Origin of the sequence: uncultured Jannaschia sp. (genome assembly GCF_947494055.1) — a bacterium.
Classification (GTDB): Bacteria; Pseudomonadota; Alphaproteobacteria; order Rhodobacterales; family Rhodobacteraceae; genus Jannaschia.
This window is the reverse complement of the sequence record NZ_CANLTR010000009.1, coordinates 113652-132258: the sequence shown is the minus strand read 5'-3', so window position 1 is coordinate 132258 and position 18607 is coordinate 113652. Positions and strand designations below refer to the sequence as shown.

18 protein-coding genes are annotated in these 18607 nt (G+C 67.6%); 8 read left to right on the top strand and 10 right to left on the bottom strand.

Annotated elements, in window-relative coordinates:
* Positions 1–349: 349 nt before the first annotated feature.
* Both Q1A87_RS10860 and Q1A87_RS10855 read left to right on the top strand, forming a co-directional pair.
* Positions 350–931: a nucleotidyltransferase family protein gene (locus tag Q1A87_RS10860; RefSeq protein WP_299651023.1), complete on the top strand. Its 582-nt coding sequence runs from the start codon at positions 350–352 to the stop codon at positions 929–931.
* 108 nt (positions 932–1039) lie between these two features.
* Entirely contained in the window at positions 1040–2263 is a 1224-nt protein-coding gene (locus Q1A87_RS10855) for an EAL domain-containing protein (protein ID WP_299651020.1), read from the top strand.
* Positions 2264–2327: 64 nt separating this feature from the next.
* Here Q1A87_RS10855 and lipA read toward each other — a convergent pair whose 3' ends face one another.
* Complete coding sequence (gene lipA, locus Q1A87_RS10850; RefSeq protein ID WP_299651017.1) at positions 2328–3278, bottom strand: lipoyl synthase; 951 nt, start codon at positions 3276–3278, stop codon at positions 2328–2330.
* Between the two features lie 3 nt (positions 3279–3281).
* Positions 3282–4235 (bottom strand): LysR substrate-binding domain-containing protein, encoded by a 954-nt coding sequence (locus Q1A87_RS10845; protein ID WP_363322983.1) that lies wholly within the window; start codon positions 4233–4235, stop codon positions 3282–3284.
* 97 nt (positions 4236–4332) lie between these two features.
* Between Q1A87_RS10845 and Q1A87_RS10840 the strand changes: the two genes are divergently transcribed.
* The 3 genes from Q1A87_RS10840 to Q1A87_RS10830 all read left to right on the top strand — a co-directional run bounded on the left by Q1A87_RS10840 (position 4333) and on the right by Q1A87_RS10830 (position 7836).
* Positions 4333–5832 carry a catalase gene (locus Q1A87_RS10840; RefSeq protein WP_299651014.1) on the top strand — a complete coding sequence of 500 codons (1500 nt, stop codon included), beginning with the start codon at positions 4333–4335 and terminating at the stop codon, positions 5830–5832.
* A gap of 91 nt (positions 5833–5923) precedes the next feature.
* Positions 5924–7438, top strand: a complete 1515-nt coding sequence (locus Q1A87_RS10835) for a histidine kinase dimerization/phosphoacceptor domain -containing protein (protein ID WP_299651011.1) — start codon at positions 5924–5926, stop codon at positions 7436–7438.
* On the top strand, positions 7435–7836 hold the full coding sequence (locus tag Q1A87_RS10830) for a response regulator (protein WP_299651008.1): 402 nt from the start codon (positions 7435–7437) through the stop codon (positions 7834–7836). The genes Q1A87_RS10835 and Q1A87_RS10830 overlap by 4 nt, the downstream gene beginning before the upstream one ends.
* On the opposite strand, the gene speB is transcribed toward Q1A87_RS10830, so the two are convergent.
* Positions 7833–8795: an agmatinase gene (gene speB, locus Q1A87_RS10825; protein WP_299651005.1), complete on the bottom strand. Its 963-nt coding sequence runs from the start codon at positions 8793–8795 to the stop codon at positions 7833–7835. The genes Q1A87_RS10830 and speB overlap by 4 nt on opposite strands.
* 96 nt (positions 8796–8891) lie before the next feature.
* On the opposite strand from speB, the gene Q1A87_RS10820 reads away from it, so the two are divergent.
* Complete coding sequence (locus Q1A87_RS10820; RefSeq protein WP_299651002.1) at positions 8892–9392, top strand: flavin reductase family protein; 501 nt, start codon at positions 8892–8894, stop codon at positions 9390–9392.
* A 3-nt stretch (positions 9393–9395) separates the two neighbouring features.
* Here the strand turns inward: Q1A87_RS10820 and Q1A87_RS10815 are convergent, their stop codons facing one another.
* From Q1A87_RS10815 to cysS, 3 genes are read right to left on the bottom strand one after another with little or no spacing between them, the layout of a single operon-like run.
* Entirely contained in the window at positions 9396–10154 is a 759-nt protein-coding gene (locus Q1A87_RS10815; protein WP_299650999.1) for a squalene/phytoene synthase family protein, read from the bottom strand.
* Entirely contained in the window at positions 10151–11746 is a 1596-nt protein-coding gene (gene cimA / locus Q1A87_RS10810; RefSeq protein ID WP_299650996.1) for a citramalate synthase, read from the bottom strand. The genes Q1A87_RS10815 and cimA overlap by 4 nt, the downstream gene beginning before the upstream one ends.
* 49 nt (positions 11747–11795) lie before the next feature.
* Positions 11796–13151 carry a cysteine--tRNA ligase gene (gene cysS / locus Q1A87_RS10805; protein ID WP_299650993.1) on the bottom strand — a complete coding sequence of 452 codons (1356 nt, stop codon included), beginning with the start codon at positions 13149–13151 and terminating at the stop codon, positions 11796–11798.
* Between the two features lie 538 nt (positions 13152–13689).
* Between cysS and Q1A87_RS10800 the strand changes: the two genes are divergently transcribed.
* Positions 13690–14493, top strand: coding sequence for an isocitrate lyase/phosphoenolpyruvate mutase family protein (locus Q1A87_RS10800; protein WP_299650990.1), 804 nt, complete (start codon positions 13690–13692; stop codon positions 14491–14493).
* 51 nt (positions 14494–14544) lie between these two features.
* On the opposite strand, the gene eda is transcribed toward Q1A87_RS10800, so the two are convergent.
* From eda to hisI, 3 genes are all read right to left on the bottom strand, one after another.
* The gene (eda, locus tag Q1A87_RS10795; protein WP_299650987.1) at positions 14545–15177 is read right to left on the bottom strand and encodes a bifunctional 4-hydroxy-2-oxoglutarate aldolase/2-dehydro-3-deoxy-phosphogluconate aldolase; all 633 of its coding nucleotides are present in this window, start codon (positions 15175–15177) and stop codon (positions 14545–14547) included.
* A 48-nt stretch (positions 15178–15225) separates the two neighbouring features.
* Positions 15226–17031: a phosphogluconate dehydratase gene (gene edd, locus Q1A87_RS10790; protein WP_299650984.1), complete on the bottom strand. Its 1806-nt coding sequence runs from the start codon at positions 17029–17031 to the stop codon at positions 15226–15228.
* A 71-nt stretch (positions 17032–17102) separates the two neighbouring features.
* Positions 17103–17468 (bottom strand): phosphoribosyl-AMP cyclohydrolase, encoded by a 366-nt coding sequence (gene hisI / locus Q1A87_RS10785; RefSeq protein ID WP_299650981.1) that lies wholly within the window; start codon positions 17466–17468, stop codon positions 17103–17105.
* Between the two features lie 66 nt (positions 17469–17534).
* Here hisI and Q1A87_RS10780 point away from each other — a divergent pair, with 66 nt between their 5' ends.
* Entirely contained in the window at positions 17535–17990 is a 456-nt protein-coding gene (locus tag Q1A87_RS10780; protein WP_299650978.1) for an iron-sulfur cluster assembly scaffold protein, read from the top strand.
* Positions 17991–18464: 474 nt separating this feature from the next.
* On the opposite strand, the gene Q1A87_RS10775 is transcribed toward Q1A87_RS10780, so the two are convergent.
* Positions 18465–18590 carry a hypothetical protein gene (locus Q1A87_RS10775; protein ID WP_299650976.1) on the bottom strand — a complete coding sequence of 42 codons (126 nt, stop codon included), beginning with the start codon at positions 18588–18590 and terminating at the stop codon, positions 18465–18467.
* Between the last annotated feature and the right edge of the window lie 17 nt (positions 18591–18607).

The following is an 18607-nucleotide window of genomic DNA, read 5'->3' as shown; positions in this document are numbered from 1 at the left end:
GCCGAGATTGAAGCCGTCGTCTGACCTCAACGGGGAAAGGGGACCGCACACCTCAAGCGCAATTGCGCAACAACGTCGCGTATGAGTAGAACGCGCAAAATGAAAGGTGGATCAGTTTGCTTAATTTTGGCTCTAATCGCCTGTGATCACAGAAGCCAATGTTTAGAACAAGCCTCTGGGTAGACAACCTGACTTTGCGTTCGCGGTCGATTTGGCAGACAGAAGACTTGTGCTTCGCCTGGATGCTGTAGCCCGATGGGGCAATGCATTGAACGCGGGAGCGGCGCAGGACTGATCCGAGAATATCTTGCCTGAACCTTTTCGGCCAAGGCCTGAAGAAAGGCGCCGAATGCGATCCACGCCGGCCATTCTCGTGCTCGCCGCCGGCGCTTCCACGCGGATGCGCGGGGCCGACAAGCTTTGCGAGGAGATCGACGGGGTGCCAATGCTTCTGCGTGTGGTCCAGGCCGCCTGCTCCATATCTAGCGAGACCATCGTCGCCCTGCCGCCGGCGAGCCCGAGGCGCGCGCTGTTGACGGACTGCCCGGTGCGGGTCGTCGAGGTGCCCGAACGGGCGATGTCTGCCTCGATCCGCGCGGGCGTCGCGACTTGCGAGGGCGCTGCCCTCATGATCCACCTAGCGGACATGCCCGAGATCGGCGCGGCCGAACTCGGGACGTTGGCACGGGCCTGGTGTCGGACGACCGGGCCGACCCTGCGCGCGGCGTCCGAAGATGGGATCCCCGGACAGCCGGTCGTCTTCGATCGGACGCTTTTCTCTGCGCTCGCCATGCTCACGGGCGACGATGGCGCACGGTCCGTCCTGCGCAAGCATCCGCCAACGCTGGTGCCCCTGCCCGGCCGCCGCGCGCTGGTCGATCTCGATACGCCCGAGGAGTGGGCAGCCTGGCGCGCCGCACGGATGCGCTGAACGTTCCGACAAATGCGTCGCATTGCGCATCCTGCCGCCACGATCTGTTCGCCAGCCGTTAAGGATCGATCGGCATCAATCAGCCGGGATCCGCACAGGAGGGATCGGATGCTGCAGAAACACATCGACATCGGGACATCCGCCCCGGCGGCCCGGCCCGCGAGCGACCGGATCATCGACGACGCACTTCGTGCGGTGCGCGAGCATCTAGACATGCCGATCGCCTATCTCTCTGAATTCGTCGACGATCGGAGCGTGTTCCGGCATGTCGACGCGCCGAACCTCGCGCACATGATTGCGCCTGGAGACTCGAAGCCGCTCGACGAGGTGTATTGCCGGCATATCATCGAGGGCCGATTGCCGAACCTGATTGCGGATACCGGCGCGCTCGAATTCGCGCAGTCGCTGCCGATCACGCGCGCGGCCCCGATCGGCAGTCATGTCAGCGTTCCGATCCACCGCGCCGACGGCTCGGTCTACGGCATGTTCTGCTGCCTTTCGCCGGTTCCGAATCCGAGCCTGAACGAGCGTGACCTGAAGGTCATGCGGATGTTCGCGGACCTTGCCGCCAAGCAAGTGCGCGAACAGCTCGAACGCGACGGGGACCAATCGGCGGCCTGGCAGCGGACGACGGGAATGCTGGCCGAGTCCGCCTACGAGATGCTGTTCCAGCCGATCTACCGTCTCTGCGATGGTGGTCTCGCCAGCTTCGAGGCGCTTTGCCGTTTCCGGTCAGAAGACTACCGCAGCCCCGACGTCTGGTTCGCCGATGCCCGACGGGCGGGGCTACAGGTCGAGCTCGAGACGGCCGTGGTCGAGGCGGCTGTTCGCGCGCTTCCCGAACTGCCCGCCGGTGCGCGTCTGGCCGTGAACGCCTCGCCCGATACCGTGGCGGAGGGTACGCTCCTGCCGATCTTCCGCGCCGCGGGATCGGATCGACTGACCCTCGAGATCACCGAGCACGAGCAGACGACGCGGCTCGACCGTCTGTCGCGTGCGGTTGCGGCGCTCCGAGACGAGGGCGTGCGGATCGCCATCGACGATGTCGGTGCGGGTTATGCAGGACTTCACCAGATCCTGCGCCTCAAACCCGATGTCCTGAAACTCGACATGTCGCTCGTGCGCGACGTGGACGGCGATCCGGCACGACGGGCCCTGGCCTCGGCACTCGTGCGATTTGCAGGCGAGACCGGCGCGCATGTCGTAGCCGAGGGGATCGAGCACGAGAGGGAGTGGCACACGCTGCGAGCGCTCGGCGTGGATTACGGACAGGGATGGTTGGTGGGCCGCCCGGGCGCGATCACGGATGCCGCGCCCTCGGTCCGCATCTGACACGTCCGCCCGCTGGCCGGGCGGACCGCCAGCAGAGTTGGCATGAGACCGCGGATCCCTTCGTTCAGGCCAGACCGAGCTTCCGAAGGCGCGCGTTGCGCAGCCGCGCGAAGTCGTCGCCGGCGTGGTAGCTGGACCGGGTGAGCGGGGTGGCGGAAACCATCAGGAACCCCTTGCCCCACGCGGCCTTCTCGTATCCCGCGAACTCCTCGGGCGTCACGAAGCGGTCGACAGCGTGGTGTTTCGCGGTCGGCTGCAGATACTGGCCGATGGTCAGGAAATCGATGTCGGCGGCGCGCATGTCGTCCATGACCTGCAGCACGGCCTGCCGGTCCTCGCCAAGCCCGACCATGATGCCGGACTTCGTGAACATCGTCGGATCGAGCTCCTTCACCCGCTGCAGCAACCGCAGCGAATGGAAGTAGCGCGCCCCGGGGCGGACCTCCGGATAGAGGCCGGGAACCGTCTCGAGGTTGTGGTTGAACACGTCCGGCTTCGCCGCGACGACGGTCTCCAGCGCCTCGGGGCCGCAGCGGATGAAGTCCGGGGTCAGGATCTCGATCGTCGTCCCCGGTGCGCGCTTGCGGACCGCACGGATCGTCTGGGCGAAATGTTCCGCCCCACCATCAGTCACGTCGTCGCGGTCGACGGAGGTGATGACGACGTGGTTGAGGCCGAGCTTCTGTACCGCGTCGGCCACCCGCCCGGGCTCGAACACGTCGAGCGCGTCGGGGCGGCCCGTGGCCACGTTGCAGAACGTGCAGCCGCGGGTGCAGATCTCGCCCATGATCATCATGGTGGCGTGTCCCTGGCTCCAGCACTCGCCCACGTTGGGGCAGCCCGCCTCCTCGCAGACGGTGACGAGCTTGTGCTCACGCATGATCTTCGCGGTCGCCTTGTAGCCTTCGCCAACCGGCGCCTTGACCCGGATCCAAGACGGCTTCTTCGGTTGCGCCTGATCGGGACGGCGCGCCTTCTCGGGATGGCGTTCGGCGGGGATCTTCAGATCGCGCATGTCTCAGGCTCCGATATCCTGCGTGACAGGTAGTGCATCGCCAGTCCCGCCACCACCCCGCGCGGCCGAAGTCAGGCCTTCGCCGACACGCGTGATCAGCGTCGCGAGATCGGTAAACCAACCCTCCTCGGGCGTCGTCCTGCGACGCACCAGGCCGAGCGTGCGCGATGGCTCCGGTGCGCTGAAGCGGCGCAGGGCCAGCCGGGTCGGACCGGCCGTCTCCTCGGCCAGAGCGATCTCGGGCAGGAGCGTCATGCCGAACCCCTCGGCGGCGAGGCGGGCGAGCGTGGCCAGCGAGGAGGCGGTCATTTCGATATGCTTGTGCCGCCGGTCGCGGCCGCAGACCTCCAGCGCCTGTTCGGACAGGCAATGGCCGTCCTCGAGGAGCAGAAGCCGCCCTGCCCCGAACCCGGTCGGATCGAGGTCGGCGGGAAGCGCGGCGATCCCCCGAGCGGCGCCGGCCAGCAGGAACCGGTCCTCGAAGAGTGGCACCACGTGCACGCCATCAACCGGTAGCGCGACCACCGCGGTGTCGATCTCGCCCGCTTCGAGCCGTTCGAGCAGCGTGTCGGTCTTGGCCTCCTGAACCTGCAAGTCGCGCTGGATGTCCTCGGCACGCAGGGCCGCGAGCATGCCGGGCAGCAGATAGGGTGCGACGGTCGGGATCAGCCCGAGCCGGAGTATTCCGGTTCGGCCTTCCCGGGATTGGCCGAGGTCCTCGAGGGCGCGCACCGCCTGAAGCACCGCCTCGGCCCGCGCGAGAACCTCCGCGCCGAACCCCGTCAGAAGGACCTCGCGCGCGCGGCGTTCGACGAGCATTCCGCCGAGATGCGCCTCCAGATCCCTGATCTGAACGGACAGGGCCGGCTGCGATACGTGGCAGGTCTCGGCCGCGCGCCCGAAATGGCGCTGCGTGGCCAGAGCCTTGAAATAGGACAATTGGCGAAGCGTCAGCATTATAGGACGACGTTATCAGGATGAGACGAAATCGCAATTCGCATCTATCACGAAGACAGGTATAGGTCGCCAAACCAATCCGCACGGGAGAGACACGATGGCCGATCGCCTGACCACCACCGCCGGGGCACCGGTGCCCTCCAACGACACGACGAAGACCGCCGGCTCACGCGGACCTGCGCTGCTCGAGGACTACCAGCTAATCGAGAAGCTTGCGCATCAGAACCGCGAGCGCATCCCCGAGCGCGTCGTCCACGCCAAGGGTTGGGGCCTGCAGGGCCGCTTTACCGTGACGCAGGACATCACGCGCTACACCTGCGCCAAGCTGTTCTCCGAGGTCGGCAAGACCACGGACGTGCTGTCGCGCTGGTCCACCGTGGCCGGCGAGCAGGGCGCGGCAGACGCCGAGCGCGACGTCCGGGGCTTCTCGCTGAAGTTCTACACCGAGGAAGGCAACTGGGACATGGTGGGCAACAACACGCCCATCTTCTTCGTCCGCGACGCCTACAAGTTCCCCGACTTCATCCGCACCCAGAAGCGGCATCCCAAGACGAACCTGCGCTCCCCCGAGGCGATGTTCGACTTCTGGGCGGCGCAGCCGGAATCGGTGCACCAGGTGACGATCCTGATGTCCGACCGCGGCATCCCGAAGAACCCCGCCCACATGAACGGCTACGGCAGCCACACCTATTCGTTCTACAACGCGGAGGGCGAGCGGTTCTGGGTGAAGTTCCACTTCCTGACGCAGCAGGGCCACGAGCACTACACCAACGCCGAGGCCGAGGAACTGATTGGCAAGACCCGCGAGAGCTATCAGGAAGACCTCTACAACATGGTCGAGGCGGGCAACTTCCCGAAATGGACCATGCACATTCAGGTCATGCCCGAGCTCGAGGCCGAGCGGCTCGAGTTCAATCCGTTCGACCTGACCAAGGTCTGGCCGCACGGTGACTATCCGCTGATCGAGGTCGGCGAGCTGGAGATGAACACCGTCCCGGAAAACTACTTCCAGATGGTCGAGAACGCCGCCTACTCCCCGTCGAACAAGGTTCCGGGCATCGGCTACTCCCCCGACAAGATGCTGCAGGCGCGGGTGTTCTCCTATGCCGACGCGCATCGCTACCGGCTCGGCACGCATTACGAGGCGCTGCCGGCGAACGCGCCGCACGCCGCGAACGTCCAGCACTACCACAAGGACGGGGCGATGCGGTTCTTCACCAACGATTTCGGCAATCCGGACGCCTATTACGAGCCGAACCAGTATGGCGGCCCCGTCGCGGACGCCTCTGTCGAGGAGCCGCCGCTGCGGCTCAACGAAGACGCCGCGCGCTACCGCCAGGTCGAGCAGGACATCGACTACGTCCAGCCCCGCGCGCTCTACGCGGAGGTGATGGATCAGGGCGAGCGCGACCGCCTGCATTCGAACATGGCTGCCGCAATGGCGCCGTGCTCCGAGTCGGTGAAGGAGCGCTGGTACGCGGTTCTCGGGAAGGTGCATCCGGACTACGAAGCCGGCGTTCGCGCCTGCGCCGAGAACCCCAAGGAGGCTGTCGCAATTCCGGTCACGCCCGAGACCCCCGTCGAAGCGGCGGAGTGACGACAGGGGTCGACGAACGCTTGCTGCTGATCATCGAAAAAACCGGAGGCCGGACGGGAACGTCCGGCCTCCTATCTTCGTTTGGACCCGCATGGAACACAGCGTCCCGTGCAGGAACAACAGCCTTGAGACGAGGTCCGCTTTGCAAGAGGCTGGCGCAGAAGCCTTGTTTGACAATCGGACGGATACCTTGAGGATCGACGCTGCAGATCTGCTATCATCCTTGCCGCGGAGCGTCGCCGTCATCGACTCGGACATGGTCTATATCGACGTCAGCGATGCGTTCCTCGATATGACGGGACGGACCAGGGAGGAACTCGTCGGAAGCCCGGTCTTCGAGATGTTTCCACCCGGTGCCGCAGAGGTCGCGCCGTCGGGGAACCTTGTCAGGGATTCGTTCCGGCGGGTCTTCGAGACGGCGAAGCCCGATCGGCTCGACACCTATTATTATCCGATCGCCGGCGCGGGGGACGGCCTACTCGAACGCCGCTGGTGGCGCGCGGACAACCGGCCGATCCTGCGCAACGGCAGGGTCGTCGCTGTGCTGCACGACGTCGAGGACGTGACCGCCGACGTGATCGCGCGCCGCGACCGCGACATTCGCGACCGGCTCATCGAAAGCCTGTCCGCCGTCGGAACCTGGGAGTTTCGCCCGCAGGAAGGTTCGATCGTCGCTTCCGCCGCTCTGGTCGAGATGTTCGGGCTCGAGGGTCAAGCCGCCGAAGGCCCGGCCGAACCTTTTCTCGACCGTATTCATCCGGAGGACCTGCCGTCCGTGACCGCCGCCTTCGAAGCGAAAGCGGACGCCCCGATCGGCGCACCCGTCGACATCGACTTCCGCGTCGTGACGCCCGAGGGCAGCGAACGGTGGCTTGCCTGCCGGTCGGAACTCGTGCGCTCGGAGCCGCGGGCGTCGGTCACCTTCGTCGGCGTGTCGCTCGACATCACGGATTCCAAGAACCGTGAGGCGACATTGACGGAGACCATCGCCGAACGGGACCGGTTGCTGGAGCAGAAGGAGGTGCTGCTGGGCGAGGTGAACCACCGCATCAAGAACAGCTTGCAGATCGTCTCCTCGATCCTGAAGCTCGATGCGAACCAGGCGCGCGACGACCGCATGCAGGGCCGTCTGCGCGCCGCCGCCTCGCGCGTGCAGGCGGTCGCGTCCGTGCACGAGCTCATCTATCGCGCAGGTCAGGTCGATACGGTGGAGTTCGGCGAGTATCTCGGCGATCTTTGCCGCGCGATGGAGGATTCGTTGCCGCTCGAGATCGCGCTGATCCACAACTCCATTCCGCTGCGCGTGTCCACCGACCGCGCCATCTCGCTCGCCCTTCTCGTCAACGAACTGGTGGCGAATTCGGTGGCCCATGCATTCCGTGACAAGAAGGACGGAACGATCGCGGTGAAGGCCGCGGTCCGGGACGAGCGACTGGAACTGAGCGTCAGCGACGACGGTGACGGAAAGCCCGTGACACCGACCCACCGGGGACTCGGCACGCGCATCATCGCCGCGATGGTCTCGCAGCTCGAGGCGGAGTTGCAGCAGTCCCCAGGGGCACGGGGCGGACATGTCGTCCATCTCTCGATGCCGATAGGCTCATGAGCGACGTGCGACCGGACACCCCGCTGCGCGTCCTCATCGTGGAGGACGAGGCGCTGATCGCGTTCGATCTGGAAGCGCAGATCGAGGATTGTGGCTACGAGGTCACCGACATCGCGCAGGATGTGGCAAGCTGCCAGGCCGCGGCGCGGCGGGTCCGGCCGGACGTGGCGCTGATGGATTATCGCCTCAAGAACGGCGATAGCGGGCGCGTCGCCGCGACCTGGCTGCGCGAGGAGCTCGACGTGCCCTGCATCTTCCTCAGCGGAAATCTCGACGAGGCGACGCGCGCGCTTCTCGGGCCGTTGCACCCGGTCGCCTTCGTCGGCAAACCGCTCCTGCCCCCTGCCCTGCGCGCCGCGCTCGAGAAGGCGGACGCGTTGCGAGCCGGACCGGGCTAGGTTCGCCGCGTCCAGCCCCAGAGACAGAGCAGCTCCATCACGACATGCGCGCCGGCAATGGCCGTCGCTCCTGTCGTGTCGTAGGGGGGCGAGACCTCGACCACGTCGCCGCCCACGAGATTGATGCCCGCGAGGTCGCGCAGGATCGCGGCCGCCTGCCCGCTGCTGAGCCCACCCCAGACCGGCGTTCCGGTGCCCGGTGCGAAGGCCGGATCGAGGGCGTCGATATCGAAGGTGAGGTAGGTCGGGCGGTCCCCGACGATTGCCTGGATGCGCTTTGCGACATCGCCCGGCGCGGCCTCGTGGACGCTGCGCGCGTCGATCGTGGTGACGCCCAGCGTGTCGGGATTGACCGTGCGGATGCCGACCTGCACGCTTGTTTCGGGGTCGACCACCCCGGTCTTCACCGCCTTGTAGAACATCGTGCCGTGATCGATCCGGCTCATGTTGTCGTCGGCCCAGGTATCGGAATGCGCGTCGAACTGGATGAGCGAGAGCGGCCCGTGCCTTTCGGCGTGGGCCTGAAGGATCGGGAAGCTCACGTAATGATCGCCGCCCATCGCGATGCAGGCAGCCCCCTGGTCGAGGATGCCCGCCACGTGTGCCCGCAGCGCGTCCGGAAAGGCCGCGACCTGCGCGTAGTCGAATCCGAGATCGCCGTAATCCGCGATGGCCAGCGCCTCGAGCGGGGAATAGTCCCAGCCGTAGGGCGGGTCGAAGGGCTGCAACGCGCTCGCCTCGCGGATCGCGCGGGGTCCGAACCGCGCGCCGGGACGGTGGGTGACGGCTTGGTCGAAGGGAATGCCGGTGATCGCGACGTCGAAGCCCGCGAGGTCCTTGGTGTAGCGCCGCCGGAAGATCGAGGTCGCGCCGCCGAAGGCGTTTTCGAAATCGAGCCCCTTTGCCGTGCCGCCCGTGAAGGCACGGTCCACCTGATCGCGTGCGTCCTGCAAGGCCATGTCCGTCCCTCCGATCGTTGCCGGGCCGACCACATCATGCGCGTCGTCGGAGGGAAAGGCACTCGACACGATCCCCCCATGCGTTAGGTGACGCGCATGTCCGACGACCGCCTCCGGGCCGACTTCATCCACGCCATGTCGCGCGCTGCGGCGACCGTCAGCGTCGTCACGACCGACGGTCCGGGCGGACGCGCGGGCGTGACCGTCTCCGCCATGACCAGCGTCTCCGCCGACGGCGACGCACCCACCATGCTCGTCTGCATCAACAAGGGCGCCTCGGCCGCGACGCCAATCCTGACCAACGGCTGCTTCGCGGTGAACGTGCTCGGGGCCGGGCAGCAGCGCGTGGCGGATGTTTTCGCCGGGCGGATCGAGACCCCCGGCGGGGACAAGTTCGCGAGCGTGGACTGGGCCGTGGCTGCAACCGGCGCACCGATCCTGAACGGTCTGGCGGGCTTCGACTGCGACGTGCAGAGCGCAGACCTCGTCGGCACGCACCATGTCATCATCGGCGCGGTGCGTGCGGTGCGCGTGGCCGAGGAGGGTTCACCGCTGATCTACGGGATGCGGTCCTACCTGAAGACCTCCGAGGTCTGAGCCTCACCAGCCTCGCAGGCTGCGCAGTCCAAGACGGAGGCGGTCGCGGAACGGCGTCTCCCGCACGGGCGCACCTGGGTCGCGACGGATCGCCCGCAGTCGTGCGCCGGTATCCGCGAGGACGAGGAAGACGGGACGCGCGGACTTCGCAACCCGCGCCGACCGGGCCCGTGCCAAGGCGTCGAGACCTGTCTGCGCCAGTTCCCGCATCCGCATGTCCGGTTCGCCCGGCGGCAGCGGCTGACGGTTCCGCGCGACGAGATCGGGCACCGCATGAAGCCAGTTCGCCAGACCCTGCGCCAGACCGCCCTGGCGCGCCGCATTCTCGTCCGTCGCGCCTGCCAGCCGTGCCGCGGTCCACAGGAGCGTCCCGGCAGTGCGGTCGATATATCGCGTCAACTCATTCGCATCCGCGGGCCGCAGCCCCTCGATATCGGACCGCCGCGCCTCGATCAGGTCATCGAGGTCGCGGGCGCCCTGCGCGTCGAGCACGTCGGCAAGCGGCGTGACGACCTCGTGGTGGCGCACCGGACCGCCCGCCGCGATCTCGCTCAAGGCGTCGCGCCACCATTGCAGGCGCATCTCCGCGATCATCGGCTCCTTCGTCACGAGCGGCGCGCGCGCGACCTCGAGGTTGAAGGCGTAGAGCGGGAACAGCATCCGCCGGAGCGGCACCGGCGCGGCCATGACGGCGCGGAAGCGCGTGGGGTCGCCGCGCTGCACCAGTCCGGCGCAGGCCGCGATCCCCTCGTCCGGCGTCACTGCACGAGCTTCCAGCGCACCGCGTCGAGCAACGCCTCGAAGCTCGCATCGACGATGTTGGGGGAGACGCCGACCGTGGACCAGCGCCGCCCCTGCCCGTCCTCGTGGTCAATGATGACGCGCGTCACCGCCTCCACCCCGCCCTGCATGATGCGGACGCGGAAATCCTTCAGGCGGATGTCGTCGACCTGTTCCTGCCAGCGGCCCAGATCCTTGGCGAGCGCGCGGTGCAGCGCGTTGACCGGCCCGCGATCCGTGCCCTCGGGATCGAGGCTCTCGGAGACTGACAGCAGCTTCTCTCCGTCCACCCGCACGACGACCACGGCCTCCGACAGGCGCACCGCCTCGCCTCGCTCGTTCCGCCGCCGCTCCACCGTGACGCGGTAGCGCTCGACCTCGAAAAGGTCGGGCATCAGGCCCAGCTCCTCCCGCGCGATGAGTTCGAAGCTCGCCGGCGCCACGTCGTAGGCGTAGCCCTGATCCTCGCGCACCTTCACCCGTTCGAGAATGCGGCGCAGCGCGGCCTCGTCGCCCTCCAGCCCGAGATCGGCCAGTCGCTTGCGCAGGTTCGACAACCCTGCCTGATTCGACATAGGCACGATCCGGGTGTTGCCGACCGCCTCCGGCGGAATGTGCTCGTACGTCGTCGGGTCTTTCAGGATCGCGCTCGCATGCAGTCCCGCCTTGTGCGCGAAGGCCGAGGCGCCGACATAGGCCGCGTCGCGCCGGGGCACGCGGTTCAGGATGTCGTCGAGCCGCCGCGACACGGTCACGAGCGTCGGCAACGCGTCGCGCGCCATGTTAGTCGCAAAGCGGCTGGCGTACGGTTCCTTCAGCAGGAGTGTCGGGATCAGCGTGGTCAGGTTGGCATTACCGCAACGTTCGCCGAGGCCGTTCAACGTTCCCTGCACCTGCCGCACGCCGGCTTCGACCGCGGCGAGGCTGCCAGCTACGGCCTGCTCCGTGTCGTTGTGGGTGTGGATGCCAAGCCGGTCGCCGGGGATGCCGTGGGCAATGACTTCGCCCACGACTTGCGCGATCCGGGTGGGCATCGTTCCCCCGTTCGTATCGCAGAGGACAAGCCAGCGCGCCCCTGCCGCGCAAGCCGTGTCGAGGCAGGCGAGCGCGTAGGTCGGATCGAGCGTGTAGCCGTCGAAGAAATGCTCCGCGTCGAAGATCGCCTCGCGTCCCTCGGCCACGAGATGGGCGACGGAGTCGCGGATGTTCGCGAGGTTCTCCTCCGGCGCGATGCCGAGCGCGGTTTCGACGTGGAAGATGTTGGTCTTGCCGACAAGGCAGACCGACGGCGTCCCGGCATTGAGCACGGCGGCCAGCACGTCGTCGTTGGCCGCCGACCGCCCCGCCCGCTTGGTCATCCCGAAGGCCGTCAGCGTGGCTGTCAGTGTCGGGGGCGCTTCGAAGAACTCGCTGTCCGTCGGGTTCGCGCCGGGCCAGCCGCCCTCGACATGGTCGATGCCCAGCGTGTCGAGCATCGCCGCGATCTCGCGCTTCTCGCCGGCGGAGAAAGAGACCCCCTGCGTCTGCTGCCCGTCGCGGAGGGTGGTGTCGTAGAGGTAGAGGCGTTCGGTCATGCCATGCCTCCGGTGCACGGTATGGGGCTCGGACGGCGGCAAGCCACGATCACGCGACGCCCTCCAGCCTGGAGGGGTCGTAGCCCGGCCCGGCCTCCCAGCCGCGCCCCTTGCCGTCGGTCACGACGACGCCCGCGTCGAGGAGCGCGTCGCGCAAGGCGTCGGCGCGGGCCCAGTCCTTCTCCGCCCGGGCCGCCACGCGGGCAGCAAGCACGGCCTCCACCAGGTCGTCGTCGCCCGCGCCGACCCAGTCGCCCAACTCGGGCGTCAGCAAGCCGAGCAGCGCCGCCGATGCGGCAAGCGTCGCGCCGTCGCCGGCTTTCGCCATGCGGTGCAGCTCCGCGATCGCCCCGGGCGTGTTCAGGTCGTCGCGGAGCGCGTCGAGCACGCCGGCGTCGGGCGTCCCGCCCTGCGTTGCGACGGCGCGCCAGCGGCGCAACGTCCCCTCCGCCTCGCGCGCCTTCGCCTCGGTCCAGTCCATCGGCTTGGAATAATGCGTCGACAGGAACACGAAGCGTATGACCTCGCCCGGCACGCCCCGGCCGAGCAGGTCGCGGACGGTGAAGAAGTTGCCCAGCGACTTCGACATCTTCCGCCCCTCGACCAGCAGCATCTCGTTGTGCAGCCAGACCCGCGCGAACTCCGTCTCCGGATCGGCGCAGCAGCTCTGCGCCCGCTCGTTCTCGTGGTGCGGGAACAGCAGGTCGTTGCCGCCGCCGTGAATGTCGAAGCTCGGCCCCAGCAGATCCTTCGCCATCGCCGAGCATTCGATATGCCAGCCCGGCCGCCCCCGGCCCCAAGGGGAATCCCAGCCCGGCTCGCCCTCGCCGGAGGGCTTCCAAAGCACGAAATCCATCGGCTCGCGCTTGTAGGGCGCGACCTCCACCCGAGCGCCGGCGATCATGTCGTCCACCGCCCGGCCGGACAGCCGCCCGTAACTTGGGAAGGTGTCGACCGCGAAAAGCACGTGTCCCTCGGCGGCATAGGCATGTCCCCGCGAGATCAGATCCTCGATCATCGCGATCATTTGGGAAATGTAGCCGGTCGCCCGCGGCATGTGGTCGGGCTCCGCGTTGCCGAGGGCCGCCATGTCCTCGAGATACCAGCGCGCCGTCTCCGCCGTGATATCCGCGATCGGCCGCCCCGTTTCGGCGGCGCGCGCGTTGATCTTGTCGTCCACGTCGGTGAAGTTCCGCACGTACGTCACGTGCGGCGCCCCGTAATCGTGCCGCAGGAGTCGGGTGAGCACGTCGAAGACTATGACGTTGCGCGCATTGCCCAAGTGCGCCCGATCGTAGACCGTGGGTCCGCAGAGATAGAGCCGCACGTTCGCAGGGTCGATCGGCACGAACGGCTCGATGCGACGGGTCGCGGTGTTGCGCAGGCGGATCACGGGCCGGTCCATCGGGGCCTCTCCTTCACTCGTAGTGCGGGACGAAGGGGCCGGGATCGGGACACGGGCACCTTCGGCCCGCCGAAACCTCAGCGGGCGGTCGGAATGCAGATGATGCAGATCGGCGTGCCCATGGTGGGGCGCGTAGCACGCGCGGGGGCCACTGCCAAGCGTTTGGCAGCGCCCTGCCCCCGGTGTCCGGTGGGCGCCATGATGCAGGTATTCGACAGGGTCCGACGTGACCGTGGGTGCGGGCGACAGCATGTGCCTCTATCACCGTGTTCTGGCGCTGGAAGCGACCGTCCGACGGGTTGCGGAGCTGACCATCCGTGCTCATCAAAGGGGCGATGTTCCAGATGCCCGACATCCTCGTGACCGGCGACCCCGACACCGACCTCGCGACGCGCCTACTTGGGGCCCAGGGGATCGCATTCATGCCGGGCGATAGGTTCGGCCATGCGGCTTCATTTGTGCCCTTGTGCCAAGCGCGCCAACGGCGAAATCCTCATCTTGCTCGACACGGTTCTGAATCGCGCAAGGAGATCATCCGATGACCAGTTTCCGCGACATGCACATGCCGGGCGACCCGTTGATCCTCGCGAATGCGTGGGACTTGGGATCGGCCCGGATGCTCGTGGCGCTGGGCGCCAGAGCGATCGGGACGACCTCCGCCGGTTACGCCTTCACCCGCGGTTTGCCTGATGCTGGCACAGTGGGTCGCACGGAGGCGATCGCCCATGCGAAGGATATCGCCAGTCACGTCGCCGTCCCCGTCTCCGCCGACCTCGAGGATGGCTATGGGCCAGAGCCGGGCGATTGCGGCGATACGGTGAACGAGGCCGCGCTGGCGGGGCTCGCGGGGTGCTGCATCGAGGACGTCTCCCCCGAAGGACGCGCCTACGACTTTGCCGCCGCCGTCGCGCGGGTCGAGGCGGCGGCAGCAGCGGCCCGGCGGGCCCCGCACGACTTCGTCTTCTGCGCGCGCGCCGATGGCGTATTGCGCGGCGCCTACGATCTCGACGAAGCGATCCGACGTCTGCGTGCCTTCGAGGAGGCGGGCGCAGACGTCCTCTACTGCCCGATGCCGGGCGAAATGGCCGATCTGGAGCGGATCGTCGCGGCCGTCTCCATTCCGGTGAACGCGCTCGTTTCCGGCCCTTGGACCCGCGTCACGCGCGACGCCTTCGCCCGGACCGGAATCGCGCGCATCTCTCTCGGCTCCTCGCTTGCCCGGGCAACGCACCGCGTAATCCACGACGCCGCCGCGTCCATCTTCGGTGATGGCGATTTCACGGGCCTTGCCGGGATCGCATCGAGCGAGGTGGACGACCTGCTGACAAAGGGCGCAGGTTGACGGGCTCCGCCTGTCTTTGCTTCCCAAATATCCCCGCCGGAGGCTCCGCCGCTAGCCACGCGCCTCGCGGGCCAGGCTCTCGATCCCGGCCCAGTCGCCCGCCACCATCTTGTCCTTCGGCGCGACCCAGCTGCCGCCGACAACGGAGACGTTGGACAGGCTCAGATAATCGGCCATGTTGGCGAGACTGACGCCGCCGGTGGGGCAGAAGGAGATCTGCGGGATCGGCGCGCCGATGGCCTTTAGCGCCGGAGCGCCGCCCGAGGCTTCGGCGGGGAAGAACTTCATCATGTCGAAGCCCATCTCGAGCAGCGCCATCGCCTCGGTCGCCGTCGCCGCGCCGGGCAGGAGCGGCAGGTCCTCGTCGATGCAGGCCTGCACCAGCGTCTCCGTCGCGCCGGGCGAGACGCCGAACCGCGCCCCCGCCGCCTTGGCGGCGCGCACGTCGTCGGGCGTCAGGAGCGTGCCGGCGCCGACGATCCCGCCCTCGACCTCCGACATGGCGCGGATACTGTCGAGCGCAGCGGGCGTGCGCAGCGTCACCTCGAGCGCCGGCAGGCCGCCGGCGACCAGCGCCTCCGCCAGCGGTCGCGCGTGGCCTGCATCGTCGAGGACGAGGACGGGGATGACGCGTGCGCGACCGGCGATGTCGCGGGCGGCCTTCGATTGGTCTTGCGGGATCATGGCTGTCGCCTCCGGCTGGTGTTCAATGCGGTCCTGCGGGACGGGCGATCAGACGACCACGCCCGCGCCGGCATCCGCGCGCCCGGCGCTCTGCCGGAAGATCGAGAAGAGCTCGCGGCCGAGACCGTGCTCGTTCGCCTCGAGGTCAGGATGGACGAGCGCGCGCTCTTCCACGCCCTCGGTCAGCACTTCGAGCCGGCCGCCCGCAGCGTCCACGCGGACGATATCGCCGTCCTGCACCTTGGCGATCAGACCGCCGTCGAGCGCCTCGGGCGCGACGTGGATCGCCGCAGGTACCTTGCCCGACGCCCCCGACATCCGTCCGTCGGTGACGAGGGCGACCTTGTGGCCGCGCCCCTGCAGGACCGACAGGACGGGGGTGAGGCCGTGCAGCTCCGGCATGCCGTTCGCGCGCGGGCCCTGGTAGCGGACGACGACGACGCAGTCGCGGTCGAGCTCGCCTGCCTGGAACGCAGCCTTCACCGCGCCCTGGTCGCGGAACACGCGGGCCGGCGCCTCGATCGTGTGATACTCTTCCTTCACGGCGCTGATCTTCATCACGCCGAGGCCGAGATTGCCGCGCACCTGTTTCAGCCCGCCGTGATGATCGAAAGCGTCATGCGGCGGGCGGATGATCTTGTCGTTCTGGCTCTCGGTCGGGCCGGCCTCCCACCGGATGGCGTCGCCGTCGAGCTTCGGCTCGTTGGCGTAGGCCGAAAGCCCCTGCCCCGCGACGGTCTGCACGTCCTCGTGCAGCATCCCCGCCTCCAGCAGGCGCCCGATCATGTAGGGCAACCCGCCCGCCGCGTGGAAATGGTTCACGTCGGCAAGCCCGTTCGGGTAGACCCGTGCCATCAGCGGCGTGATGTCAGACACCGCATCGAAGTCGCCGCAGGTCAGCTGCACGCCCGAGGCACGAGCCATCGCGATCAGATGCAGGACGAGGTTCGTCGATCCGCCCGTCGCCATCAGCCCCACGAGCCCGTTCACGTAGGCCCGCTCGTCGAGCACGTCGCAGACCGGAGTGTAGGCGTTTCCGAGCCCGGTGATTTCCGTCGCGCGGACGGCCGCAGCATCGGTCAGCGCATCGCGGAGCGGCGTGCCCGGATTGACGAAGGAGGCGCCCGGCAGGTGCAGGCCCATGAACTCCATCAGCATCTGGTTCGAATTCGCGGTGCCGTAGAATGTGCAGGTGCCCGGCCCGTGATAGGAGGCCATCTCCGAACGCATCAGCGCCTTGCGGTCGATCTTGCCCTCGGCAAATTCCCGGCGGACGCGGGCTTTCTCCTCGTTCCCGATCCCCGTGGTCATCGGGCCGGCCGGAACGAAGATGCCGGGCAGGTAGCCGAAAGTGGCCGCGGCGATGACGAGGCCCGGCACGATCTTGTCGCAGATGCCGAGATAGAGCGCCGAGTCGAAGGTGTTGTGGCTGAGCGCGACCCCGGTGGCGAGCGCGATCACGTCGCGGGAGAAGAGCGACAACTCCATCCCCTGCTGGCCCTGCGTGACGCCGTCGCACATGGCGGGCACACCGCCCGCGACCTGCGCCGTGGCCCCGGCCGCGCGGGCGGCGGCCTTGATGCGATCGGGGTAGTCCTTGAACGGCTGATGCGCACTCAGCATGTCGTTATAGGCGGTGACGATCCCGATATTGGGAACCCGGTCCTCGGCGAGGTCGTCCTTCTGGTCGCCCATCGCGGCGTAGGCATGCGCCTGGTTGCCGCAATCGAGATGGGCGCGACGCGGCCCCTTCTGCGCCTGATCGCGCATGCGGGCGAGGTAGGTCTCCCGGGTCGGACGCGAGCGTTCGCGGATGCGGTCGGTGATCTCTTCGATGCGGGTGTCGAGCGGCATGGTCCATTCCCCCAGCTGTCAGGCTCCAAATGCACCGTTAGCGATAACGGTTCAAGGCCATCGCGGAAGGGTCACGTCTCGGGCGCCATCGTCACGACCTCATGTCCATCCCGAATGGCCGTGTAGAAGCAGCTCCGCCGATCGGTATGACAGGCCGGTCCCGTCTGCTCGACGCGCAGAAGCAGGCAGTCGCGGTCGCAATCGACACGCATCTCGACGAGCCGCTGCGTATGGCCGGAGGTCTCGCCCTTGACCCAGAACGCCCCGCGCGACCGCGACCAGTAGGTGACACGGCCGGTCTCCAGCGTGCGCACCACCGCCTCGGCGTTCATCCAGGCCATCATCAGGACTTCGCCCGTTCCTGCATCCTGGGCGATGACGGGGATGAGCCCACGCGGGTCGTAACGCAGCGTAGAGGGATCGAATGTCGTTGGCATCGCACACCTTTGAAACGCCGCTCGGGACCGCTACCTAGGACGCGAACGTCCCGGAAGGAACCCGCCATGCCCGATGCCGATCTCGTGAAGCTCTATTCGGGCCGCATTCTCGAACTGGCCGCGGATATGCCGATGGCGGCGCCGCTCGACGATCCGCAGGTGACCGTGAGGAAGCGGTCGCCGCTCTGCGGCTCGACGGTGACGGTCTCGCTCGACGTCGCGGACGGACGGATCGTGCGCTACGCGCAGGACGTGAAAGCCTGCGCGCTCGGGCAGGCCTCGGCCTCGATCTCCGGACGACAGATGATCGGCCGCGACCTGGCCGAAGTGGCGGCGATACGCGATTCCCTTCGCGCCATGCTCAAGGAAAGCGGACCGGTGCCCGAGGCACCGTGGGACGGGTATGAAGTCCTGACCCCGGCGCGCGAGTTCAAGAACCGTCACGCCTCGATCATGCTGGCACTCGACGCGACGGTCGCGGCGCTGGAGGAGACGGAACGGGCCGGCCTGACCGTCTCTTGAGTCGAGGCCGGCGAGACGCTCCGACATTTCGATTGCCGATCGCCACGACCGCCCACGCGGACATCGAGTTACGGGATGCCTCTGGCGGACAATGCTTCGCCGAGCGACTCGCCCGCATTTGACGGCGGCATCCACGGCAACACGCGCCTAGACGTCTTGCGGTTCGACTTGGCGTGAACAATGATCGGTGTCGCGGTTAATGGTGTCGGGTCATCCGGGCCGCGCCGTGCTCGTAAGGTTTGTTAGCCCGGTCTATACTGTCAAAGCCTTCAGCGAACCCTCGTCCACGGCCCGAAAAAAACCGCCGCGCTCCCAAGGAGGCGGCGGTTCCAGTTACGTCCCGGCGCTCGGGAAGTGAGCGGACTCCGTGGGTCGGAGCCGGACCGCGCACCTCGGGGACAGAGGTTTGCGGACCCTTTCCGCCGACGAGGCGACGGGAAGCATTGTCCTGGGACGCGGCAGATTCGACAGCCGTCAGGCGATCAGGGCAGGCAGGTGCAGGAAGCTCAGCATCAAGGTCACGAGCCAGACGCCGCCGAGGATATCGGTCAGCGGTTCCCGGTCGATCCGGGCGAGAGTGGTCTTGACCCTATGTATCATGGCATCACCTGCTGCTG